Genomic DNA, 25,731 nt, shown 5'->3' with positions numbered 1-25,731 from the left:
TATTAAAAGGAGGATGTTATGTTTATAAAAGGAATGGATATTTCCACCCTGCTGGAGGAAGAAGTCTGTGGTGCGAAGTATTATGATAATGGTGTAGAACAGGATTTATTTGCTATTTTGAAAGCATATGGTACAAATTCCGTGAGGTTAAGGCTTTGGAATGATCCATATGCGCCGGATGGTACTCTATATGGTGCAGAGACGAATGGTTTGAATAAAGTGATTATTCTTGCCGGGCGTGCAAAAAAATATCAAATGGTCTGCTCTGGCCAAGCGGTAAGAAACCGGAGTTTGACCGGATCGTAAAGTATCTGAATGCAGGAATCCGTGCAGTGAGAGAGATTCAGGCGGATATTCCGATCATGATCCATCTGGACAATGGTGGCTTTAATGAGATGTATGTGGAGTGGTTCGACGAATTTACAAAGCGAGCAGAACCATTTGACATTATAGGTTTGTCTTATTATCCGTTCTGGCACGGCACGATGGAAGATTATCGTGATCGCGAGGGTAAAACGCTGGATCAGTTAAAAGGAATGGCGACAAAGCCGGAGCTTGTATAGAAGCTGAATTATCCGATGACAAAGGAAGGACAGGCTTCATTTATGAAAGATCTTATGAAACTAATCGCAGATATTCCGGGTGGAGAAGGCTTCTATTACTGGGAACCTTCATGGATTCCGGTTTCGGGATGTGGTTGGGCGACAGAAGCAGCACTTGCATATACCGGAGAAAAAGGACCGGGAGGAAATGAGTGGGCGAATCAGGCGTTGTTCGATTATGATGGAAATGCCCTGCCTGCACTTGCTGTGATCCGTGATTTTAACAGGTAAAATTGTAAATGATAAAAATATCAATTGCTTAGTAGCAAGAAAAATGATATGACAGGTATGGAAAATTCAAGATTTCTGTTGTGGATTTAAATATAATAAAAGGCTGAATGTTCTGTACATTTTTGTGCAAGACGTTCAGCCTTTTGTTATTTCGGAACAGAAATGTCTGTTTCCGAAAAACGGTATTTATTTAGTGCAAAGGATCTATTTTGCTGGTAAGTTCGTGCTTTTATTCTTTGGTGCTGTCTTTAGCGTCCGCTTTTTTTACTGCCGGTCGTTGTTCTGTTTGCTTTGGTATTTTCCGTAGCTTTCGTTTTGCTGTTTGCAGTAACCTTTTCGGCAGTTTTTGCCTTGCCGGTTACGGTAACTTTCTCGGTGCTCTTTGTTTTCTCGGCAGTTTTTGCCTTCTGTGCATTCTGCTTTAATGTTTGTTCCTGAACGGAATGCATATCATCAATCAGATGTTCGATACATTTCTTCTTAACATAGACATCAACTGACAACATAGATACCATACACATATCATGAAGATAAGCGTCTGTTTCCGGATCATACATATCGGATGCCTTATCATAGGTAGATAAAATGCTCTTGATAATATCGTTATAGTTATCAATCTCATAATTGAATAATTTGCGGTAGACCTCTTCGATATTGACCGGGGACTCGCCGTTATAGCAGTCGTTGTTGTTCATCGGGGCAAGAAGTGTCTGGATATCAGTGATACTTACAAAGTTCTTGAGGTAGTAAATATACAACAGCATGATCAGATGATCCTTGGAGTAACGCTTCTTGTCGGGGGGCGGGAGAAGGTTGTTTTTTGTATAATTGTTGATCATGGTCTTTGTCATGGTCTTGTCATCTTCACTTCGCTTATTAGCGTTCAGCTTATCCTCCATAAAGGTTGTTAGCTGATCCATATATAGATCGATTTCAGGTATCTCATCCGGATCGATGTAACTTAGAGAAGTTGCAATCTGTAATAGTTTTTTTCTGCGAGTAATATTTTTATTCATTAGAATCTCTCCCAAACATAACCAAATCTGTATGAATTCTATAGGAAAGTCCTGTTTTCATGTAAATGATATGAAATACAGGACTTTATAACCTTAGTATTCTATTATATAGGAATAAAAACCACAACACAAGCGTTTTGCCAGAATTTTTATAAATTCAGAATTATGTTGGTATCTGTATACCTGCACGATACCGGCATTTTAGTACAGGTAAAAGTTATATAAGGCAAGACTTTATTATTCGTTGTCGTCATCATTGTCGGTATCTGGCTGTGGCAGGATTTCAAGAAGAACTCTGGATACACGTTTTTTATCTAGTTTTGTGACTTTACAGGAGATCACTCCGTCGGATGCAGTATCACCGACCGCAGGAAGGTGATCTAATAACTGAATGATATAGCCACCGATGGAATCGTAATCTTCGGATTCGATATCCAGATCCAGAGCATCGTTTAAGTCATCAAGCTTGATACCACCATCGATGCTGTAGTGTGTATCATCTATTTTTACGATGTTATTATGTTCTGCATCGTCGTATTCATCCTTGATATCGCCGATGATCTCTTCAATCAGATCTTCCATGGAGATCAGGCCGACACTGACACCGTATTCATCCAGCACGATACCGATGGAGTTGGAGCTGGATTTCATATTGGTCAGAAGATCATTTGTTTTCTGGAATTCATACACATAGAGTGGTTCACGAATGATTTTTGCAACATCAAAATTGTTGATGTCATGGGTCGCTTTATAAAAGAACAGATCTTTTACATGCAGAATACCGATGACATTATCACGGGAATCCTTATAAACAGGAAGTCTGGTGTAAGGAACCTCCATATACTGCTTCAGCAGTTCATCATAAGAAGCAGTAACAGGAACCATGGTCACATCGGCACGGGGAATCATAATATCACGTACACGGGAATCTCCGAAGTCCACTACGTTTGTGATCATTTCCTTTTCTTTGTTCTCGATAACGCCTTCTTCCTCGCTGACATTTACCATAGTGATCAGCTCATCTTCGGTGATGGATTTGGCACTTTCGTTTGTATCCATTCGTAAGATCCAGAAAATAACATGAGAGATCTTGTTTATAATGAATACAAATGGGGTAAAGATATATACCAGAAACCGTACGACGTCCACATAAAGTATTGACATTTTAACACTGTTATTTTGGGCAAGCGTTTTCGGTGTGATCTCACCAAATAACAGGATCAAAAGGGTGAGGATTCCTGTTGCGATTCCGACTGCCTTGCTTCCAAATAAATTAGTGGTAAGTGTTGTTGCAAGAGCGGAAGCTGAAATATTCACGATGTTATTACCTATTAATATTGTGCTGATTAGTTTGTCACTGTTAGAGATCAGTTTAAGAACTCTGGCAGCACGTTTGTTCCCATTGTCAGCCATTGAACGCAGAGTGAATTTATTGACCGTTGTAAGAGCTGTTTCGGCAGAAGAAAAGAATGCCGACAACAGGATCAATAGAATAATTGTAAATAACTGGATAATTGTACTGGGGTGCAAAAAAGATCATCTCCTAAAAATATTTTTGCTTTTGATTGTACAGAATAGCGGAAATCTTGTCAAGAACAGAACGGCTAAGAAATGATGGTTTTACATAAACATTACACTATCCGGTAATGTTCGGAATAAATGACGGAGAAGATGCAGATACTAATGCATGTAGATGATAATAGACAGTTATGCAGATATCATTGCCTGATGTTGTTGGTGCATGACCGGATCTATGAAATCTGCGAGAAAGACTGACAAATGTCAAGGAGGTAAGAACGATGAGAAGTTCAACAGAAACCTATCATGAGGTAGCAGAACGTTGTAGTGCTTATGAAAAGACATGCCATTGCAACAGTATGACCAACAAAGCGGATGGTGAAAAGAGCTGCTTAAACTGTTCCCATTTCAGCAAGGACGAACATTGTAAATTAGATCTTTATGATCCGATTGTAAAGAATCTGAAATAACAGGAAAACAGAACTGAAGGGTTCACCCCTGACCGGTCAGCCGGAAAAGACTTGGAAAATGAGCCTTTTCCGGCTTTTTCAAGCACATACGTTCTTTTCATAATTGACACATATTCAACTAATTGATATACTTTTAGATTAGAAAAATGGAAAGGTATGTGTATCGATGATAAGTGCAAATAACGTAACATTAAGATTTGGAAAGAAAGCTTTATTTGAAGATGTAAATATTAAATTTGTACCGGGTAACTGCTACGGACTGATCGGAGCAAACGGAGCCGGTAAATCAACCTTTTTGAAGATCCTTTCAGGAGAGATTGAACCATCAAAGGGCGATGTCACAATGGATGAGGGGGAGCGTCTGTCTGTATTACAGCAGGATCACTACAAGTTCGATGAATACACAGTACTCGATACTGTTATCATGGGAAACAAGCGTCTGTATGAGATCATGAAAGAAAAAGATGCGATTTATGCAAAAGAAGATTTTACAGATGAAGATGGTATCCGTGCTTCCGAACTTGAGGGCGAATTCGCGGATATGAACGGATGGGAAGCGGAATCCGATGCGGAGACTTTGTTAAATGGCCTTGGTGTGGATACAGAATATCATTATATGATGATGAAAGATCTGGACGGTGGACTGAAGGTTAAGGCACTGCTTGCGCAGGCGTTATTTGGCAATCCCGACGTTCTTCTTCTCGATGAGCCTACGAACCATCTGGATATGGATGCGATCGCATGGTTGGAGGAATTCCTGATCAACTTTGATAATACCGTTATCGTGGTATCCCATGACCGTTATTTCTTGAATAAGGTATGTACTCAGATCGCCGATATCGATTATGCAAAGATCCAGTTATATGCCGGTAACTATGATTTCTGGTATGAGTCCAGTCAGTTGATGATCAAGCAGATGAAAGAAGCAAATAAGAAGAAGGAAGAGAAGATCAAGGAATTACAGGAATTCATTCAGAGATTCTCGGCAAATGCTTCCAAGTCCAAACAGGCAACCTCCAGAAAGAGAGCACTGGAAAAGATTGAACTGGATGATATCAAGCCATCCAGCCGTAAATACCCATATATTGATTTTCGCCCAAAGAGAGAGATCGGAAATGAAGTATTGACCGTATCTCATATTTCAAAGACTGTAGAAGGCGAGAAGCTCTTAGATGATGTGTCGTTTACAGTAGGACATGATGATAAGATTGCATTTGTCGGACCAAATACAAAGGCAACAACCATGCTGTTCAAGATTCTTGCGGGAGAAGAAAAGCCGGATGAGGGAAGCTTTAAGTGGGGTGTTACAACTTCGCAGGGTTATTTTCCGAAGGATAATACAAAGGAATTCGATAATGATCTGATCATCGTAGACTGGCTGACACAGTATTCGGAAGAAAAGGATGCAACTTATGTACGAGGCTTCCTTGGAAGAATGTTATTTGCCGGTGACGATGGTGTTAAGAAAGTAAAGGTTCTGTCCGGTGGAGAAAAGGTTCGTTGTATGTTATCCAAGTTAATGATCATGGCTCCCAATTGCCTGATCTTAGATGAGCCTACAAACCATCTGGATATGGAGTCTATTACAGCGCTGAACAATGGACTGATCAAGTTCCCTGGTGTCATTCTGTTCTCATCACAGGATCATCAGTTCGTACAGACAACAGCAAACCGTATTATCGAACTTACAAATACAGGCCTGATCGATAAGCAGACAACATACGATGAATATCTGGCAAATGATGAACTTGCTAGAAAACGTCAGATCATGAACATGGATGTTGAAGGAGAAGATTAAGACAGAGATTAAGATGGCAGACAGGGGATGTTTCATATGAAGATGAGATTAGAAAAGCCTGAGATTGCAAAGCGGGCAGGCGAAGAAGGAAAGATTTATTCGTTTGGCAAGGAAATATGGCGGTTTATCCTGGTATTCCTGGTCGGAAGCTTTATTGCAGGTTTGATTCCTGCAATATATGAAATGTACCTGTTCCTGTCAGATATGGAAATGTTTGACCAACTGCAGCGACTGTTCTTAAACGGAGATTCATCTTTTTCGGATATGATGGAACTGGCAACCAATATGACAGACGGAATGTATATACTTACATTATTCTGTACACTGATCCTGATCATTTCTGTTCTGATCTATTGTAATAAGATAGAAAAGCGTTCCTATTATTCTATGGGACTTGTTAAGAAAGATGGAGCAAAGCATTATGTACAGGGCTTGCTTATTGGCGCGGTATCCTTTTCTCTTTGCGTACTTGCAGGTGCTGCTCTTGGATTTATAAATATTAAGGGATGGAATCAGAACTGCAATCTGCTGATCGTGCTTTTGTATTTTATCGGATTTTTGGTACAGGGCTTCAGTGAGGAGATCGCATTCCGAGGATATTTTATGATAAGCCTGATGAAACGAAGCTCGGCAGTAAAAGCTGTTCTTGTGAATTCACTGGCATTTGCATTCTGCCATATGTTGAATCCGGGACTTACGATTCTGGCGTTCCTGAACTTGCTATTGATTGGAATATTCTTGTCACTCTATGTGATAAAAACAAATGACATCTGGGGTGCGGCAGGCTACCATAGTATGTGGAATTTTGTGCAGGGAACCTTCTATGGAATCTCTGTCAGCGGAACCAACGTAGGAAGTGCTGTTCTTTCCTCTGAGATCAAACCGGGAAATATATTCCTGACGGGTGGTAAATTCGGCATGGAGGGCAGCATCGTGGCAACTGTTGTGATGGCAGCAGTCTTAGTCCTCGGAATGCTTTACTATAATAGAAAAGAAACAAAACAGAATATAGCTGGATAGAAGAAGATCACACAGGGCTGTCTCCGGAGTGGATCCGTTATATGAATATACCCACTATAACATGACGTTTGCGAGGATTTCGTCGCAAGCAACACATTGCCAGTAAATACGGGTGCTTGTCTGAGCTGAAGGCGAGTTAGCACAGAAGTATTTACGAATCAGGCATGTGTTGCGAGCAGAAACCGCAGCAAGTCATTTATAGTGGGTATATTTATATTTGGATCACTTCAGAGACAGTCCTGTGTGATCTTCTTCTATATAGGTATTATTTATAGATCCAATCCGAGGTCGAAGATGAAGTTACAGATCTGCTTGATACGCTTCTGGTTGTCTTCGGATACGCCGGGGAAACAGATGTAGACATCGTCGTATCCCGGATTCAGTTTCTTTGCAAAGTCGGTATCACTGATGTTGATCGCGTATGGAGCACTCTTTCCTGTGTAAGCAGGAGAAGTTGTGATCTGATCATTATAATCAGCGGTGAAAATATCATATAGATCGGAAGGCAATGCTTCACCCAGCGTATGAATGATCGAACTTTCACTTAAGTATTCCAACCCTCGTTTATCTGTAATGATAATATCGTAGTAGTTTTCATCACATAGAGTAGGAAATGCAATGTAGTTTCCGCTTTCGGCATCTTTAGATGCTTCGTTGGTGCTAATGCTTGGATCATACTTCAGATCCAGAACTTTCTGAAACTGATAATTGTCATCAAAACCATAGTAGTTCCAATAATCAGCTTCTATGACAGAGGTGTCAAGTGCTTCCAGATCTTCACAGTTTACAACTGCGTAGGAGAGTGCGATCGGTTTGTTGCCGCGGAAGAATGCAACTACGATCAGGCTGATTGCGATGATCACGATCAGCGGTAGCAGGATCTCCATCTTATACGCATATAAAAAGTATTGTAACTTTTGCACCAAGGTCATTCCTTCGGTCGTTTCCTTTAATCGTTTTCTTTTTGCTGCCCGACGCTCCTTACGGGACATGGTTGCAAATTCCAGTTTGTCCTCAATCTTAAGATCTTCCTTTGGTGGAACCTTGCGTGGATCTTTGAACTCGTGCGGCGGCTCCTGTTTGTTTTCGATAGTCTGTACCTTTACCGGTTCCTTCTTTTCGACGGCAGCCTGAGTATTGACAGTTTCCTGTTTAGTTTCGATATTTTGTGCCTTAGCCGGTTTTGCTGTTTGCACAGCAGTCTGCTTTTTTGCCTGTACATTGGAAGTTGCGGAGGTATGGTTGTTTTTCTTCTTTTTCTTTTTGTTGTTGCTCATAGTGTTTCCTTTTCTACTTATATAATAATGATAAGTATAACACAGATGGAAATGGATAAAAAGAAGCAGGCGTGGTAAAGAGTATGAAAAAAGAATGAAAATATAAGAAATGCAATATAAAGAATATGTATTTAGCAGATCATAAAGACGTGTACCTTGTAAAAAACAGAATTGGCGATATGCGTTGTGGTAAAAACGTATACATTTTAACGAATACGCAATGTACATCATATATAGATGAAGTTATACAGAAAGAGAACTGCAACTACGCGAAAAATGAGACAACGGAAAGATAAAGATTTAAATTGTATGTCAATTGAGCTAAAATTGTGGAAATAGTATAAATAAGCTGTGTCGCAAATTGGTAAATTTTTTTAAACGAAAATTTAAAAATGTACAAAAAAGATAAAAAAGAATAAAAAAGGGCTTGCCAAATTAGATAATATGTCCTATAATAAGCCTATGTTGACAAGGAAATTTGTCAATAATATCTTAAGAAAGCCACATACATAATCATGTTTGACATATTGTGTAAATGATAAGTTAATCAGATCATGTATAAAAGTGGCAGGCATTCCAGTAAATAATACAGATGCAGATGTCAATCCGCAGAAGTATGAATGAAAGGAATAGCACACATATTTTAAAAGGAGGGTTTTTTTGTGAGAAAAATCAAAAAAGCATTGGCTCTTTCATTAGCACTTGCTATGGGATTATCACTTGTTGCTTGTGGTGACAAGACAGATAACTCAACAACAGAGTCAAAATCATCAGAAGCAACATCAGAGGCAGCATCATCAGAGGATGCATCATCAGAAGAAGCATCATCAGAGGACGCTTCAGGAGCAGCTAAGATCGAAGCTCCTAGCACAGATGGATGGGATGACAGCAAGAAGATCTACGCTTATTCATGGGATGAAGATTTCTCAAAGAAGCTGAACGTCGTTCTTGACAAGTTCCCAGAGTACAAGGATTACGTTGAGTTCGTAACACTTGGTCTTGGTGGAACATCAGATGACTACAAGACAGCTATTGATACAGCTCTTACAAGCGGAGACAAGTATCCATCACTTATCCCAGCTGATAACGATGTAGCTAAGTACTGGTCAGAGGATGATTCAAAGACAGCTAATCTGTATGACTTAGGTTTCACAGATGAGATGCTTGCTAACTCATACGACTTCGCTAAGCAGTATGGTACAACAAACGGCGAGCTTAAGTGTGTAACATGGCAGGCAACAGCAGGTTCTGTATACTACAGAAGAGACATCGCTAAGGAAGTTCTTGGAACAGATGATCCTGCAAAGGTTCAGGAAGCACTTGCTTCATGGGATAAGTTCTTCGAGACAGCTGAGACATTAAAGGCTGCTGGATACAAGATCGTGTCTGGTGCTCCTGATGTTAAGTATGCTATCTGGGATACTCAGTCACAGCCTTGGGTAACAGATGACGGTTCAAAGGAAACTCTTACACTTGACGAGTCAGTTACAGAGTATCTTGAGACAGCTAAGAAGATTTACGATGGTGAATATTCAAACAACACATCTATGTGGGATAATTCATGGGCAGCAGATATGAAGGATGATTCTAAGGTATTCTGCTACTTCGGATGTCCTTGGTTCATTGGTTCAATGCAGGGTAATGGTGCTACAGATGGTAACTGGGGAGCTGTTACAGGCCCTACATCTTATCACTGGGGCGGTACATATGTATGTGTAGGTAAGGATACAAATAACCCTGAGTTAGCTGCATTCCTTCTTTACGAATTAACATGTGATCCAGACGTAGGTGTTGAAATCACAAACAAGACAGGTGACTGTGTAAACAACAAAGAAGCTAATGCTAGACTTATCGCTGGCGAACTTAGCGCTGACAATGCAGCAGCTAAATTCCTTGGTGGCCAGAATCCTATCGAAGTATGGGCAGCATCAGCAGAAGGTATTAACCTCAGCAACTTAACATACCAGGATGCTTCAATCAAGGCATTTATTGATGAAGCTTCTACAGCATACAATTCAGGAACATACAAATCAGTTGATGAAGCTATTAAGTATATCCAGGATAAGTGTGCATCAGAATTAGGTATTTCAGCTGAATAATCCCTAAAAACTGATTAAGTAACACAATTTGCACGCATCAGTAATGAAAGTTGCTGGTGCGTGTGTACTATAAACGATTAATTTTTAGGGGGTGCTCTTACACAATGAAAAAGAATAAGACAGTTGAATATGGAAAATATGGTTTACTTTTTCTTATTCCATTCTTTCTTGTATTCTTAGTTTTTCAGCTGTATCCTCTTCTTTATACTTTTTATAATTCATTTATCTATTCCGCTAAAAATGGTAGATATGTAACTGAGACGGTTGGTCTTGGAAACTTTACAAACTATGTATTTGCAAAGACTGGTAGCGAGTTCTGGCAGTCATTAATGGTAACAGTAGTTCTGTGGATCTTAAACTTCATTCCACAGATTTTATTGGCTTTACTTCTTGCTGCATGGTTTACAGACATCAAGATCAAGTTAAAGGGAAGCGGTATTTACAAGGTTATCATGTATATGCCTAACATTATTACAGCAGCTACAATCGCCGTATTATTCTACGGTATGTTCGAGGTTAATGGTCCTATCACGACTATTTTCAAAGACCTTGGCTGGTGTGATAAGGGTGGTATCTTAAATCATGGCTGGGCATCATTGATCATCATTGCTTTCATTCAGTTCTGGATGTGGTATGGTAATACAATGATCGTTCTTTGTGCAGGTATCTTAGGTATTAACCCATCCCTGTATGAGGCTGCAAGCGTAGATGGTGCTTCATCTAAACAGCAGTTCTTCAAGATTACACTTCCATTGTTAAAGCCGATCTTACAGTATACACTTGTAACATCAGCTATCGGTGGTTTACAGATGTACGATATTCCTCAGTTGTTCAATGAGGGCGGTCCTGTAGTTGTAACAGGCAGTGGATCATCCGTTAATTCAACAACAACAGTCGTAATGCTGATTAAGAAGTATGTAAGTGCCGGAGGTACACAGGATTATGGTAAAGCCGCTGCATATTCAGTTATGCTTTTTGCATTCACACTGATTATCAGCTTACTGTTCTACAGATTAACAGCAGAAAAATCATCAAAGGATGGAAGGTAGGTGAACAAAGTGGATCAGACAGAATCAAAAGTATCAGGAGGCAAGATTGTCAGATACGTCGTTTGTATCTTGCTTTGTTTCCTGTCGATATTGCCATTTTATATTTTGATCATTAACTCTACTTTAAAGTCAACAGAAATTGTTACAGGTATTAAATTAATACCGGGTGGAGAATTTATTACGAACTTCAAAGGTTTGTTAGCAGGTAGTGAAAAAACAAGTGGTGTTAACGTACTTCGGGCTATGTTAAACTCTTTACTGGTTACTGTTCCGGCTACAGCATTGCAGATCTATTTCGGATCATTAACAGCTTATGCAGTTACAGTATATAACTTCAAGTTAAAGAAGTTTGCATGGGGCTTTATATATGCGATCATGATGATTCCTCAGCAGGTATCAATCGTTGGTTTCATTAAGATTTGTAACTTAACACACTTATACGGATCATTCTTATCACTGATTATTCCGGCAATCGCTGCTCCTACTACTGTTTATTTCATGAAGCAGTACATGGAAACAGGTCTTTCAGTTGAGATCGTTGAAGCAGCCAGAATCGATGGATCGGGAGAAATTCATACATTCAATACGATTGTACTTCCGCTGTTGAAACCGGCTATGGCAACACAGGCGATCTTCGGATTCGTTGCATCATGGAATAACCTGTATACACCTTCAATTATTCTTGCAACAGAGAGACAGAAGCAGACAATGCCTATGTACGTTTCAGCGTTAAAGGCAAATGATAAGTCAAGAGACTGGGGTCAGATTTACTGTGGACTTTTCACTACAGTACTTCCAATTCTGGTTATGTACTTCTTCCTTTCTAAGTACATTATCGCAGGTGTAGCACTTGGTGGTGTAAAGGAGTAAAGAGGTCTTTTATAAAATATAATGTAGGTATCGGAAGCCATGGGCGATCGATACCCACATTATATATACTGAATAAGTGAGGAGAAGCTGCTGTAGCAGGTTCTCTATATTTTTGTTTATGAGGAAAATTTGATGAATGAAATGACAAACAATCAAGACAACAAGAATAGCGGAAGGGATAAAGAACCGTTTTTGAGACGCGCAATGGATGCATTTGGAACAATGTTTGCATTAAATATCTGCTTTGTGGTGGGATGCATTCCAATCTTTACGATTGGTGCATCATTTACTGCATTGTATGCAATGTGCATCCGACTTCAGGAAGATGAAGAGGAAACTGTTGTTTCTGGTTTCATTCATGAGTTTAAGCGTAGTTTCAAACAATCTACGATTGCGTTTTTACTGTTGCTCGTTGCAGTTGCTGTAATGTTGGCTGAATATATTATGATCAAGCGGGTGACAGGGTTTATTTCAACATTTTATACATTTGTGCTTATAATTGAGGCAGTATTAGTTGCACTTGTTGTACCGTTTTTATTTCCGTTAATTGCAAGGTATAATAATGCGTTGAGTATCACGGTAAGAAATGCAATGGTACTTTCAATAACTTACCTGTGGTCATGGGTAAAGGTCGTTATCGCATGGTTTGTTCCGATATTTATCTGTGTGAAATATCCGGTTGTGTTTGTGAGTATCTGGTATATGTGGCTGTTGCTTTTGTTTGGGGCAATTGCGTGGGGAACAACGCATACGATACGAAAGATATTCCGGTTGAATGAACAAAGAATCATTGATACTGCAGAGAAGGAGAGAAAAGCTGCGGAAGAAGCAGCGAAGGAAGATGAACCGGATGAATCGGAACCAGTGGATGAAGAGGGAAAATAAAAGAAAAACAAAATAGTTTCTTTAATAATAAAATAAAGGAAAATGAAAAAGTCTGTAGAATAATAAAATTGTACGGACTTTTTTGCTATATTCGTTATATTGACCATGGAGGATGGTAAAATATGCTGATTCGTGAAAAACAGGAGCGACAAGAACATGAGATCCTGAGCCCATATGCATCATTCAGTGATCAGAGCAGAGGCAGGGACAAGGAGGAAGAACAGTGTGATCTTCGGACGGTCTATCAGAGGGACAGAGATAGGATCATTCACTGTAAGGCGTTCCGTCGCCTGAAGCATAAGACACAGGTATTCCTGTCACCGGGAGATGATCATTACAGAACGAGACTGACGCATACCCTTGAGGTGGCGCAGATTGCAAGAACGATCGCAAGATCGCTTCGTCTGAATGAGGATCTGACAGAAGCAATCGCACTTGGTCATGATCTGGGGCATACACCATTTGGACATGCAGGAGAACGGGCATTGTCCAGATGTTCCGGCAGGTCGTTTCAGCATAATGAACAGAGTGTGCGTGTGGTGGAAAAACTGGAGAAAAGGGGAGCAGGGTTGAATCTGACATGGGAAGTCAGAGATGGAATGTTGAATCATAAGACATCCTGTACGCCGGCAACATTGGAAGGAAAAATCGTCCGGTTGGCAGATAAGATTGCATATGTAAATCATGATATGGATGATGCAATTCGAGGTGGAATTATGAAAGAATCCGATCTTCCGGTTAGTATCGTTAAGGTACTTGGCAACAATACCAGAGATCGATTGGACTGTCTGATCCATGATGTGATTGATACCAGTTATGAAACGGATACAGTTCGGATGTCAGAAGAGATCGGTGAGGCGTTATCAGCGCTTCGCAGATATATGTTTGAATATCTGTATACGAATCCTGTGGCAAAGAGCGAGGAAGTAAAAGCAGAAAAGTTATTAGAGATATTATATGATTATTACATGGAGGATCAGTCGAGATTGAATAATGAGAGTATAGAGATGCTCTATATGGGTGAAGATCTTACGACGGTGATTTGTGATTATATAGCAGGGATGACGGACAACTATGCGATCGAGACATTTAAGGAGATCTATGTTCCAGGTGCATGGAAGGGTGTCTGAGATGAGACTGCAATCCGTAAGAAAGATGTGTTTGGACAGAAGCTTATGGGCGTATAGATAGAAAGTAGTTGAATTGGAAAGGAAGGGTAGTCGTTGTACTATTCAGATGAAGTGATAGATGAGGTGATATCCAGAAATGATATTGTGAATGTGATATCGGGGTATGTCAGTCTCAGGAAAAAAGGAAGGACGTTTGAAGCCTGTTGTCCATTCCATCATGAAAAGACACCGTCTTTTAAGGTGGACCGGGACAAGCAGTTGTATCATTGTTTCGGATGCGGAGCTGGAGGAAATGTATTTACATTTATCATGGAATATGAGAATATGTCATTCCCGGAAGCCGTACAGTATCTGGCGGATAAGGCAGGCATGACGCTGCCGGAGAGTAATCAGTCCGGACAGGATGCATCAAGAGAGAAATATAAAATATTGCTTCGGGATATGAATAAGACCGCAGCAGCATATTTTCATTATATCATGCGGCATACAGAGCATGGAAAGAAAGCCTATGAGTATTTTAAGGGCAGAGGCCTTTCGGATGAAACGATCAATCAGTTCGGTCTGGGATATGCAGACATTTACCGGGATGATCTGTATCGTTACCTGAAAGGAAAAGGATATACAGATGCAGAGTTAAAGGACTCCGGTCTGGTTGTGATCGATGAGAAAAATGGTGGATCGGACAAGTTCTGGAATCGTGCGATGATACCGATCCTGGATATCAATGGCAAGGTGATCGGATTTGGCGGACGAGTCATGGGTGATGGAAAACCAAAGTATATCAACACCAGTGATACAGTTGTATTTGATAAGAGCCGGAATCTGTTTGCGATGAATATTGCCAGGAGGAGCCGACGAAAAGGGTTTATCTGCTGCGAGGGCTACATGGATGTCATATCCATGCATCAGGCAGGATTTGATAATGCGGTAGCATCACTTGGAACTGCATTTACCTTTGGACATGCCAATATATTGAAGCGATATACAAATGAAGTATATCTGGCATATGACAGCGATGGCGCGGGTGTTGCGGCTACGCTGAAGGTTATATCCATCATGCGTGAAGTAGGTATTTCGGCGAGAGTCATTAATATGCGGCCACATAAGGACCCGGATGAATTTATTCAGACACTTGGCAGTGAAGCCTTTGAGGAGCGGATCAAAAATGCAGAAAGCGCGATCATGTTTGAGGTTCGTATGCTGTCGGAACAATACAATCTGAACGATCCGGAGGAGCGAACCTCTTTCCACAATGAGACAGCAAAACGACTGGCACAGATAGAAGAAGTGCTGGAGCGTAATAATTATATAGAAGCGGTATCGAACCTATACCATATTGACAAGGCAGGTCTTGCAGATCTGGTACACAAATACGGAATTGCAGGTGTCCCGCGGTCAGAGATTGTAGAACGGGAAGAACGGCGGGCAGAGCATGAAAGCAGAGCTGCCGATCCGGCAAAGAATAAACCAATGAAGCTGCTTCTGACATGGATGGTCAACGAACCGGGATTATTTCAGAAACTGGATGGAATCATTGATGAAACCTGCTTTGAAGATGGTGTTTACCGGGTGGTTGCTGATAAGCTGTATTCCCAGTATCGGGAGAATGGCAGGGTAGAGCCTGCGAGCATCGTGACGACATTTGAGTCGTTGGAGGAACAGCGGCTGGTGGCAGAGATGCTTCAGACGAACATCGGAATTGATATGACGCAGGAAGAAATTAACAATGCAGTGACCGATGTTGTAAAAAAGATAAGTTTAAGCAGTATAGAAGATAAGCTGGCAAAGACGAATGATATAAGCGAGATGCAGAGCCTCATACGTGCCAAAGCGAATCTTACAAAGCTGCATATTTCCTTATAGAATGGATAAACTATTATATATTTATGGAGGATCATGATTTATGGAATCAAAAGAGAATAAAGAGCAGATTGAAGAGAAATTTCAAGCGAAGCTGCAGGGCCTGCTTGAGATGGCAAAAAAGAAAAAGATGGTAATTGAAGATACAGAGATCATCCGTTACTTTAATGATGCGAAAGAAATTGAGCTGAATCTGGAACGGATGGAGCAGATCTTTTCATTTTTAGAGAGCCACAATGTAGATATTCTGACGATCACAGAAGAGGATGACGATGAGGAGCTTTTGTTAGAGGATCTGGAAGAGGATGTGGATGTAGATAAGATCGACATTTCTGTGCCGGATGGTGTCAGCATCGAGGATCCTGTCAGAATGTACCTGAAGGAAATTGGTAAAGTACCTCTTCTGAGTGCAGAGAAAGAAATTGAACTGGCAAAACGTATGGAAGAAGGTGATGAGCAGGCAAAACAGAAGCTTGCAGAGGCAAACCTCCGTCTGGTTGTCAGTATTGCAAAGCGTTATGTCGGACGCGGTATGCTGTTCCTCGATCTGATTCAGGAAGGAAACCTTGGACTGATCAAAGCAGTAGAAAAATTTGACTACAGAAAAGGTTATAAATTCTCCACATATGCAACATGGTGGATCCGTCAGGCAATTACAAGAGCAATCGCAGATCAGGCAAGAACAATCCGTATTCCGGTTCATATGGTAGAAACGATCAACAAGCTGATCCGTGTATCCAGACAGTTATTACAGGAACTTGGCAGGGAGCCACAGCCGGAGGAGATCGCAGAAGTTATGGATATTCCGGTTGAACGTGTGCGTGAGATTTTGAAGATTTCACAGGAGCCGGTATCTTTGGAGACACCTATCGGTGAGGAGGAAGACAGCCATCTGGGTGATTTTATTCCGGATGATAATATGCCGGTTCCGGCAGATGCTGCAGCATTTACTTTATTGAAGGAACAGTTGGTTGAGGTACTTGATACGCTGACCGAACGTGAAAAGAAGGTACTTACCCTTCGTTTTGGTCTGGAAGATGGAAGAGCAAGAACACTGGAAGAGGTTGGTAAGGAATTTAATGTAACCAGAGAGCGTATCCGTCAGATCGAGGCAAAGGCTCTTCGGAAGCTCAGACATCCAAGCAGAAGCAGAAAACTGAGAGATTATATATACTAAAATAGGGATGGAGAGCATATGATAGAACTGTCGAAACGGATGCAGTCGGTTGCAGATATGATACAGCCGTGTGATGAAGTCGGAGACATCGGCTGCGATCACGCATTTGTATCGATATATCTGGTAGAACAGCACAGAGCAAAACGGGTGATCGCATCCGATGTCAGACGGGGACCGATTGCGATAGCAAAACGGAATATTGAAGCAATGAACCTGTCGGATCAGATTGAGATTCGTATGGGTGACGGGCTTGATACAATTGTACCGGGCGAGGTAAATGCTGTTGTTCTGGCTGGAATGGGCGGTATGTTGATGATCGACATTCTGGAACGCGGCGAAGAGGTGGTCACACGTTGTGATCAGCTTGTGCTTCAACCACAGTCGGATATTGAAAAGGTCAGACGATATCTGGCAGAAAAAGGATATCATCTTGCAGATGAACAGATGCTGATCGATGCCGGAAAATATTATAACCTGTTGGATGTAAGGGTTCATGAGATGGTGCAGAAAGATGAATATGATTGTTCAAAGCTTGCTGATGACTGGTGCTATATGTATGGTGGAAGCCTGTTACGAAAGAAAGATCCGGTTTTACGGTCGTGGCTGGTAAAACGGCGGGATACAACGGCCGGGCTGATCAACAGCCTAAGTGGTAAGAATACGGAGAATGCGGCAAAACGGCTGAAGACAGTAAAAGCAGAACAAAAGACCATTTGTGCAGTTTTGAAGCAGGTATATGGCATAGATGGATGACAGAGATCGTGGATGATATGATCATCAGTGACCTTTGTTGACAGAAGGTTTTTGGAGGTTTATTAGAAATATGAGCGAAAAAGCGGTACATAACAGCGTGCTGACTTTAAAAGAGCTTGCAAAGAAATGGGCAGTCCGTGTAGGGGCTGATTCGGTTGAAAAGATCAATGAGATCGTAGAAGCAGGGAAAGGCACGGAATTGATCCTTGTATGTGAAGCCATGCAGCAGAATGCGATCTATGATATAGCCAGAAGTATCCGCAGAGAGAAAAAAAGGATTGTGATGATCGCAGGACCAAGCTCTGCCGGAAAGACGACATTTTCACACCGGCTTAGTATACAGCTTTGTGCACTTGGACTGCATCCGCATCCGATTGCAGTTGATAATTATTTTATCAATCGGGAAGATAATCCAAAGGATGAAAATGGAAATTATAATTTTGAATGTCTGGAAGCTTTGGATGTAGAATTACTGAATCATGATATGAATCAGTTGTTAAGCGGACAGACAGTTGAACTGCCGGAATTTGATTTTATGAATGGCAGAAGACTGTACAAAGGGGATGATTTGCGTATAGGGACTCAGGATGTTTTGATTCTGGAGGGAATCCATTCACTGAATCCTAAAATGTCATATGCACTTTCAGATAAGGATAAATATAAAATCTATATCAGTCCATTGAATCAGCTTATGATTGGATCAGAGGATAAGATTTCTACACTGGACAGCCGGCTGATCCGCCGGATCGTCCGGGATAACCGAACCCGTGGCCATGACATAGAACGAACTCTTTCGATGTGGCAATCCGTCAGACAGGGAGAGGAACAGTATATATTCCCATATGAAGACAATGCGGATGTGATGTTTAATTCCGGATTGTTGTATGAATATTCTGTGCTGAAAAAACATATTGAACCACTGTTGATGGCAGTAGGAGAACCGTCTCCATATTATTCAGATGTTCTTCGATTAAAAGAGCTGACTGATCGCTTTCTTCCGTTGGAAGAAACCGTTGTACCACTAAACTCCATCTTACGCGAGTTTATCGGTGGAGGCTGTTTTAAAGTCTGAGGATGATTCTCACTTTGTATAAGTCAATGAACAGATAAATGGGCTGGCTATATATGTGTTCTGTGGAATACATATATAGCCAGCCCATTTATCGTCAGTATGATAAAAGCTGGACGATAAGCCGGGTTATGTCGAGAGTGATCATCTATCTAGGCTTTATGTTGCCATAAAGCTCAAGCGACCTACCTGAGACTTGACGGGCAGCCATTCGTCTCACAGCCGAAGCTGTTTTTTTGGTCTTGCTTCGAGTGGGGTTTACAGAGCCTGTTCTGTTACCAGAAGCAGCGGTGAGCTCTTACCTCGCCTTTCCACCCTTACCATATACATGGCGGTTTATTTCTGTTGCACTAGCCTGGGAGTTTCCTCCACCGGACGTTATCCGGCACCCTGCCCTGTGAAGCCCGGACTTTCCTCACCTGTCATATGACAGCCGCGATCACTTGTCCAGCTCATTACTTTTATAGCAGAATAGGGACGAAAAGTAAAGGGGAAAATATAGAAACAAAAACATGGTTTTCAAAACTACTTCTCGTGGTATAAAAAATGGTTGAAGTGAATGGAGATGGGTGTTATAATCTCTCTATAGAAGCCTGATAATAAGTATTATCAAAGATTTGATATAAGAGGGTGAATAATATGGAGAATAATTATCTGTTAAATAAAGATTATATCAGAATAAAAAACATGAATACGATCAGCTATGGTGGTAATCAGTCATGGTGCAAGAGCAAGAAGATGCAGAAGGTAGGCTGCGGAGTGATCGCACTGGCGGATATATCCATCTATCTTGCAGAACAGAATCCCGGACTTATGACAGATGCAATCCGCAAGATCAACAAGCCGAAGGGACTTTATAACAAAAATGATTACCTTGAATATGTGAAATGGTTCTATAAGCATTATGTATTTTTCCTGTGGTATAAAGGAATGACAGGCGTGACGATAATGAATACATTGAACCGTTATTTTATGCTGAATGATATTGGACTTCGTGCCAGATGGAGACTGTTTTTATCTGACGAGGAAATGATGAAACAGATCAGGCATTTAATCCGTAAAAATAAGCCGGTTGTATTATCAATTGGTCCGAATATACCAAATGTATTTGGAAATAAAGGAATCCATATGTATGTGGAAAAGGATGGGCGGATGCTTGCTTCCATGAAGAAAAATGTTCACAGCCATTTTGTTGTTGTGACAGGAGTAGAGGAAATAGCAGGTCATGAATACCTGATCGTTTCTTCATGGGGTAAGAAATACTACATCAGCTACGAAGAGTACCGTGATTATGTAAAACATTCCGGCGGAAGAATTACAAGCAGCATTCTGTACATCAAGGGGATGATCTGATACGGAAAATCTTTTTTTGTAATTTATGCGGATATTGTTATTTGTTAAAAATATGTACGGGGAATCTCCCTCAGACACGAACAACCACTATAAATGACTCGCTGTGGTTTCGATTCGTTGCACATGCCCGATTCGTAAATGCTCTTGCGCTAACTCGCCTTTGGCTCGAACAAGCGCCCGCATTTACTGGCAATGTGCATCTCATTTCGAAATCCTCGCTGATGTCATATTATAGTGGTTGTTTGTGTCTGAAGCAGATCCCCCCTGTGTGGTTTATCAAGAATAACAATATCTGCATAAAATTAAATTAAAAAGATTTTCTGTATTAGATCATTCTCTTTGGAAATCAATGTCAGACTGGATAGTTATTCATCTGTTGGTTAATGTATATTACATTATAATCATGTATTGCTACATAGTTATTTTCGGGTTAATGCCTGTAACTCGGTTTCTGTCAGTTCGCGGAATTCGCCGGGAGCGAGGGCTTCGTCCAATGCCAGACTACCCATGGACAGGCGTTTTAAGTAGGTGACTTTCATGCCGAGGACTTCAAAGGAGCGTTTGACCTGATGGTAACGTCCTTCGGTGATCGTCAGAAGAATTTCGGAGGTACTGGTATCAGGATTGGCGCTTTTTATGACCAGAGTGCCCGGCTTGGTTGGTTTATCATCTCCGATATCCAGACCGTCCTTGAATGCTTTGATATGTTCTTTTGTTACCAGCCCGTTGATACGGGCAAAATATGTTTTTGCAACATGCCTGGATGGGGATAAGAGATTATGGGACAGTTCTCCATCATCTGTGATGAGCAGCAGCCCTTCTGTATCGATATCCAGTCTGCCGACAGGAAACAGACTCTTTACCGGCACAGAATCTTTTAACAGATCCAGAACAGTTGTGTGCAGATTGTCATTGGTTGCGCTGACACAGCCTGCCGGTTTGTTCAGCATGTAATAGTGGTGTTTTTGATAGCCGATGATCGTTCCGTTATAAGAAATCAGGTCTGTATTTTCGTCAATCTTCTGTTCAGGGGATTTGCAGACAGTTCCATTTACCGATATCATTCCTTTTTTTATATATTGTTTTACCTGGGACCTGGAGCCGATGTTCTGATTTGCCAGAAATTTATCAATTCGCATAGTTGTTACCTGCCTTTTGTTCATTTGTTGAGTCTAAAACCATGCCCGCAGGCTGATGATTTTTCACCATTATAGCATGGATTTTTTTGTTGTTGTGGAACAAATTCAGTAAATTTCAGAATATTGCTCGTATTGCGCGAAAATGTTATAATAAATCTGTGATTATGACGGAAATGTTAAGCGTAAGGATACGAAGTGGTTTTACAGCAGATTATATAAAATAAACAAAAAAATCCCATATTTATTCACAGAAAATTAATACATTTTACTATAAAAAGTTGGAACTGGGGACATATGCGTATTGACATGAAATCAAAATTAGAGTATTATTTTTAACAGAAATGTAACATTTTGTCATGATTTTTAATAAATAGGTACGAAAAGATGAGAATTAACAGAAGAAATAATCGTTTTTCCCATATGAGGAGAGGCTTATTCAGTTATAGATACATGAAACGCAATCTGCTTGTAGCAGCAGCTACGATCGTTACGGCAGCAGGAATCGGACTCGTTGTTAAGTATGGGGAGGCGTTGGATCACAACCCTGCTTACCTGAACAGTCAGACCGTTCAGACTGCTGAAGTGGAGACAACCAGTGAAGAGGTTGCTTCTGTCGATACGACTGTACTTCAGAACAACAGTACAACCAAGAAGGCTGCACAGAAGAAGACAGTAGTAGCAAAAGCAGAAGAGAAGTCCGAATTTGATGGTAAATTTATCGCCAAGATTGACGATACATTAAATATCCGTGAGGAAGCATCGACGGATTCTGATATTGTTGGAAAGCTGTTTGATGGTAATGTAGGTGATGTTCTGGAAACAGATGGTGACTGGGTAAAAATTTCCTCCGGTGATGTAACGGGATATGTAAACAGTGATTATATTCTGACCGGTAAGGATGCAGAGACATATGCGGCAGATTATAAGAAAGTGCTTGGAACAGTAACGGATGATACCGTCCGTGTACGTGCAGAGAAGTCAACAGATTCTGATATTCTTGAGCTGGTAGCAAAGGATACGGTTCTTCCTGTAGAGGAACAGGATAAGGACTGGGTTCAGGTAACACTGGCAAATGATGTTACCGGGTACATAGCAGCAGATTATATCACAGTTGCAGAGTCTTATGAGTACGCAATGACAATCGATGATTATACAGCAATGGTTGATGCAGAGACACAGAAAACAACAGAAGTTGCATTGGCAGAAGAAGAGTCTGTATATGAAGAAGCATCAGAACCTGAGGTTATGTCAGTGGATGAATCGACAACGGAGGAGGTTGTTACAGAAGCACCAACGACAGAAGAAGTAACCACAGAGGCTCCGACAACGGAGGAAACTGTTACAGAAGCACCAACAACAGAGGAAACAACCACAGAAGCACCTTCTGCAGATCCTTCCCAGTATGATGATGCTTATCTGCTTGCCTGCCTGGTCAGCATGGAAGCTGGATATGAGCCATATGAAGGTCAGCTTGCAGTTGCAAATGTAGTTCTGAACCGTGTAAAGAGTGGTAGCTGGGGCAGTTCAATCTCATCTGTAATTTATGCACCAAATCAGTTTCCGATGGCAACCGGAAGTGTGATGCAGGGATATCTGCAGAACGGACCGCTGTCTACTGCACAGCAGGCTGCAGATGATGCATTAGCAGGAAATAATAATATTGGATCTTTTATGAGTTTCTTGAATGTGAATTATATTGATACGGATTCCTTATCCGATTATACGGTTATTGGAAATCATTGTTTTTATTAATAAGTGAATGGATGTAAGAGATATGTTGAGGCAGATGAATGTAAAAGATGATTATAACGATGCTCAGACAACTCAGAAGAACAGAAGGTACATGCATGGTATGATGTACCTTCTGTTGTTTCTGTTTTGTCTGGGCTTTTATATTGTAAATATGATAATAAACGGACAGTATCCATTTGGAAGCCGCAGCTTTCTGTATCAGGATGCATATGATCAGTATACAGGAATGCTGCAGATCTTTCTGGAATGGCTGCATTCTGGGAATAAAGGTACCTTTTTGTGGGATCACGGTCTGGGAATGGACATGCTTTTAAATATGTTTTATTACTGTATGAGTCCGTTTAATATTATAGCAGTAATATGCGGCTCCGGACATGTGGAGTTGGCAATGGTTATTATGATCGTTGTCAAAGCTTCTCTGCTTGCTCCTTCGGGACTGTATTTTTTCAGACGTACAGAGTTGAAACGGTATGCAGATGAAGAAACCGGTCGTGGCTGGCAGACAGCAGTTGAAATTGTTTTGTCTCTGTCGTATGCACTGTGCGGATTTGTGCTGGTATATGAGCACAATGTGATCTGGCTGGATGGGCTGATCCTTGTACCGTTTCTTGCGATCGCAGTAGAACGGATGGCTGCCGGTAAGGGAAAGATTGCTTATACAGTGCTGCTTGCGGTTGGATTTATCGTGAATTTTTATTTTGCCTTTTATCTGTGCCTGTTTATCGTGCTGTATTTCCTGTTACAGGACTGGAAAACTCTTCGTGAATTTGGCAGGGGGATTCTACGGTTTCTGATCTGGTCAGTTGTTGCAGGGCTGATCGCAGGTGCGGTACTGGTTCCTGCCTTTTATGCAGTGCTGCATTTGTCCGGAGCAGGAAGCATGGATGATAAGCTGCCGTGGTATCAGCTTGGTAATATCGGTAATTTTATCAATTCATTTTATCCGTTGAATAAGGTGACGACAGGCAATCTGTTTAATCATAATAATTATTGCGGCACACTGATTGTATTACTGGTGATCCTAGTGTTCTTTATGAAGAAGATAGAATGGAACCGGAAGCTCCGGTATCTGACAGTTCTGATATTTCTTGCACTTGCAATGAATCAGGCAGGACTGAATTATGTGCTTCATGGATTCGTAGTTACACACGGTATGGGAAATCGTTTTGCATTTATCTGGACGTTTTTACTGTTGAGCGTAGCTTATGTATGTCTGTTGAACATAAGGAAAATACGGATGTGGCAGGCGGGAGTGGCATTTGGAAGCTGTCTTGTATTGTTCCTGTTGGAGCTGTTCTTCAATCGCGAAGAAACAAATCCCAATTCCTATGTGGCGGTACTCTTATTTATCGTTGCTTATTTTGGTTTGTTTGTCTTTGCACTCCGGAAAAGCATCAAATGGAAGACCTTTTATATATGGGTGGTCAGCCTTTGGATCATAGAGCTGGTGTTAAATGGCAGCTATGTACTGAGTGCAAAAGGAAATAACAGAAGTCTTACAGATGATATAAAACAGACATCCAGGGAAACGGCATATGCAGAATGTGATCTGGAAGCCGGAGAACGTAAGACGGCATTGTATTCCTATGATTATCTGCAGTTATCAAATACAAACTGCTATTCCTCCATGGCAAATGGTTCTGCCATTGATTCCTTTGCTAGTCTTGGATTGTCACATTATCAGAATATAGAGTATACCTACAGAAGAACGACTCCGGTTACAGCACTGATGTATAATGTCCGGTATATTATGACAAATGAATTGGGAGCAGCAGGTGGATATCATATGGTGGCAGCACCGGATGGAACATATGGATATCTGTATGAGGCGGATGCTCTTGCAGGGATGGGTTTCCTTCTGGATGAGGACATTCTGAACTGGAGTGGAGAGAAGAGTGCAGCCGAAAATCAGAATGAACTGGTAATGCTTGGAATGGGTCAGCCGGAGCTTTCAGATCTGTTTGAGAAGAAGACTCTTACAGATGATATGATCTCATTTACCGGCCTGGATGCAGCAAAGCAGGGCGATGGTGTCTATGCTTATACAGCTCAGGCGGATATTGCAACCTCCATGATCGTTTCCTATAAAGCAGAACAGGCAGAGGATCTGTATGTAGAGTGTTCGGACACAAGACTGCAGGGTGTTGATGTTTATGTGAATGATCAGCAGGTTGTGAGTTCGGTTTATCCGGAATCAGCAGGCATGATACATATTGGAAATGTAAATGCCGGAGATGAGGTTAAGCTGCGGTTTGCTACGGCTGCTGTTAGGAATGAGTCGGGCATAAAGACAGTTGCCTTGTATGCGATAAATGAGGAAACGGTTCAGGCATTTAAAGAGTATGTGTTAAAGAATATAATGGAATTTGATGGGTATGATGGCAATTGCTTAAATGGGCATATAACAGCGGACAAGGCTGGAATCCTGTATTTGGCGGTTCCGTACAATGAAGGCTTTATGGCTGTTGTAGATGGGAAAAAGGTAGCTCCTGTAAAGATCGGAACCGGCATGATGGGCGTTCCGGTAGAAGCGGGGGAACATGTGATTACACTGACCTATCATACACCATATCTGATGGCGGGCATATGTCTGTCTGTGATTGGAATATTAATATTGGCAGGATATTTGATTATCCGTCGAAAAAAATCATCCGATAAATAAT

General features: G+C 41.1%; 20 protein-coding genes, 1 other RNA gene and 1 pseudogene. 17 read left to right on the top strand and 5 right to left on the bottom strand.

Going from position 1 to position 25,731, the window contains the following annotated elements; genetic code table 11:
* The first annotated feature begins 18 nt into the window (after positions 1–18).
* The gene (locus OCV60_RS12935; protein WP_317258978.1) at positions 19–306 is read left to right on the top strand and encodes a glycosyl hydrolase 53 family protein; all 288 of its coding nucleotides are present in this window, start codon (positions 19–21) and stop codon (positions 304–306) included.
* Positions 249–833, top strand: a pseudogene (locus OCV60_RS06370) (glycosyl hydrolase 53 family protein). Before OCV60_RS12935 ends, OCV60_RS06370 begins: the two are co-directional and overlap by 58 nt.
* A 248-nt stretch (positions 834–1,081) precedes the next feature.
* Here the strand turns inward: OCV60_RS06370 and OCV60_RS06365 are convergent.
* Together OCV60_RS06365 and OCV60_RS06360 are read right to left on the bottom strand one after the other, a co-directional pair.
* Entirely contained in the window at positions 1,082–1,849 is a 768-nt protein-coding gene (locus tag OCV60_RS06365) for a DUF1836 domain-containing protein (RefSeq protein ID WP_262529811.1), read from the bottom strand.
* 237 nt (positions 1,850–2,086) lie between these two features.
* A complete protein-coding gene (locus OCV60_RS06360) occupies positions 2,087–3,379 on the bottom strand; it encodes an HlyC/CorC family transporter (protein ID WP_021943510.1) in 1,293 nt (430 codons plus the stop codon).
* Between the two features lie 269 nt (positions 3,380–3,648).
* Here OCV60_RS06360 and OCV60_RS06355 point away from each other — a divergent pair, with 269 nt between their 5' ends.
* The 3 genes from OCV60_RS06355 to OCV60_RS06345 all read left to right on the top strand — a co-directional run bounded on the left by OCV60_RS06355 (position 3,649) and on the right by OCV60_RS06345 (position 6,655).
* Entirely contained in the window at positions 3,649–3,837 is a 189-nt protein-coding gene (locus OCV60_RS06355) for a hypothetical protein (RefSeq protein ID WP_021943509.1), read from the top strand.
* A 166-nt stretch (positions 3,838–4,003) separates the two neighbouring features.
* Entirely contained in the window at positions 4,004–5,635 is a 1,632-nt protein-coding gene (locus tag OCV60_RS06350) for an ABC-F family ATP-binding cassette domain-containing protein (protein ID WP_021943508.1), read from the top strand.
* A 36-nt stretch (positions 5,636–5,671) separates the two neighbouring features.
* Complete coding sequence (locus tag OCV60_RS06345) at positions 5,672–6,655, top strand: CPBP family intramembrane glutamic endopeptidase (protein ID WP_021943507.1); 984 nt, start codon at positions 5,672–5,674, stop codon at positions 6,653–6,655.
* Between the two features lie 269 nt (positions 6,656–6,924).
* Here OCV60_RS06345 and OCV60_RS06340 read toward each other — a convergent pair whose 3' ends face one another.
* Positions 6,925–7,932 carry a hypothetical protein gene (locus OCV60_RS06340; protein WP_021943506.1) on the bottom strand — a complete coding sequence of 336 codons (1,008 nt, stop codon included), beginning with the start codon at positions 7,930–7,932 and terminating at the stop codon, positions 6,925–6,927.
* 662 nt (positions 7,933–8,594) lie between these two features.
* Here OCV60_RS06340 and OCV60_RS06335 point away from each other — a divergent pair.
* The 9 genes from OCV60_RS06335 (at position 8,595) to OCV60_RS06295 (ending at position 18,827) form a co-directional block, all read left to right on the top strand.
* Complete coding sequence (locus OCV60_RS06335; RefSeq protein WP_262529803.1) at positions 8,595–10,031, top strand: ABC transporter substrate-binding protein; 1,437 nt, start codon at positions 8,595–8,597, stop codon at positions 10,029–10,031.
* A gap of 104 nt (positions 10,032–10,135) precedes the next feature.
* Complete coding sequence (locus OCV60_RS06330) at positions 10,136–11,080, top strand: carbohydrate ABC transporter permease (protein ID WP_021943504.1); 945 nt, start codon at positions 10,136–10,138, stop codon at positions 11,078–11,080.
* Positions 11,081–11,950, top strand: coding sequence for a carbohydrate ABC transporter permease (locus tag OCV60_RS06325; protein WP_021943503.1), 870 nt, complete (start codon positions 11,081–11,083; stop codon positions 11,948–11,950).
* 132 nt (positions 11,951–12,082) lie between these two features.
* The gene (locus tag OCV60_RS06320) at positions 12,083–12,835 is read left to right on the top strand and encodes a YesL family protein (RefSeq protein WP_117785176.1); all 753 of its coding nucleotides are present in this window, start codon (positions 12,083–12,085) and stop codon (positions 12,833–12,835) included.
* Positions 12,836–12,957: 122 nt separating this feature from the next.
* Positions 12,958–13,965, top strand: coding sequence for a deoxyguanosinetriphosphate triphosphohydrolase (locus OCV60_RS06315; protein WP_262529798.1), 1,008 nt, complete (start codon positions 12,958–12,960; stop codon positions 13,963–13,965).
* 93 nt (positions 13,966–14,058) lie between these two features.
* Positions 14,059–15,828, top strand: a complete 1,770-nt coding sequence (dnaG, locus tag OCV60_RS06310; protein ID WP_117785174.1) for a DNA primase — start codon at positions 14,059–14,061, stop codon at positions 15,826–15,828.
* A gap of 40 nt (positions 15,829–15,868) precedes the next feature.
* Entirely contained in the window at positions 15,869–17,002 is a 1,134-nt protein-coding gene (rpoD, locus tag OCV60_RS06305) for an RNA polymerase sigma factor RpoD (RefSeq protein ID WP_262529795.1), read from the top strand.
* A gap of 18 nt (positions 17,003–17,020) precedes the next feature.
* Positions 17,021–17,755 carry a tRNA (adenine(22)-N(1))-methyltransferase gene (locus OCV60_RS06300; RefSeq protein WP_262529793.1) on the top strand — a complete coding sequence of 245 codons (735 nt, stop codon included), beginning with the start codon at positions 17,021–17,023 and terminating at the stop codon, positions 17,753–17,755.
* A 70-nt stretch (positions 17,756–17,825) separates the two neighbouring features.
* Complete coding sequence (locus tag OCV60_RS06295; RefSeq protein ID WP_262529791.1) at positions 17,826–18,827, top strand: uridine kinase family protein; 1,002 nt, start codon at positions 17,826–17,828, stop codon at positions 18,825–18,827.
* A gap of 101 nt (positions 18,828–18,928) precedes the next feature.
* Here OCV60_RS06295 and rnpB read toward each other — a convergent pair.
* Positions 18,929–19,279: RNase P RNA component class A (rnpB, locus tag OCV60_RS06290), an RNA gene on the bottom strand.
* A 184-nt stretch (positions 19,280–19,463) separates the two neighbouring features.
* On the opposite strand from rnpB, the gene OCV60_RS06285 reads away from it, so the two are divergent.
* Positions 19,464–20,177, top strand: coding sequence for a hypothetical protein (locus tag OCV60_RS06285; RefSeq protein ID WP_021943496.1), 714 nt, complete (start codon positions 19,464–19,466; stop codon positions 20,175–20,177).
* 419 nt (positions 20,178–20,596) lie between these two features.
* Here the strand turns inward: OCV60_RS06285 and OCV60_RS06280 are convergent, their stop codons facing one another.
* Positions 20,597–21,316, bottom strand: coding sequence for a pseudouridine synthase (locus OCV60_RS06280; RefSeq protein ID WP_262529789.1), 720 nt, complete (start codon positions 21,314–21,316; stop codon positions 20,597–20,599).
* 384 nt (positions 21,317–21,700) lie between these two features.
* Here OCV60_RS06280 and OCV60_RS06275 point away from each other — a divergent pair, with 384 nt between their 5' ends.
* On the top strand, positions 21,701–23,068 hold the full coding sequence (locus OCV60_RS06275; protein WP_262529787.1) for a cell wall hydrolase: 1,368 nt from the start codon (positions 21,701–21,703) through the stop codon (positions 23,066–23,068).
* Positions 23,069–23,102: 34 nt separating this feature from the next.
* Entirely contained in the window at positions 23,103–25,730 is a 2,628-nt protein-coding gene (locus OCV60_RS06270; RefSeq protein ID WP_262529786.1) for a YfhO family protein, read from the top strand.
* Position 25,731 lies beyond the last annotated feature (1 nt).

It is taken from the genome of Coprococcus ammoniilyticus (assembly GCF_025567345.1).
Taxonomy (GTDB): Bacteria; Bacillota; Clostridia; order Lachnospirales; family Lachnospiraceae; genus Coprococcus; species Coprococcus ammoniilyticus.
This window is presented reverse-complemented; position numbering and strand designations above follow the sequence as displayed.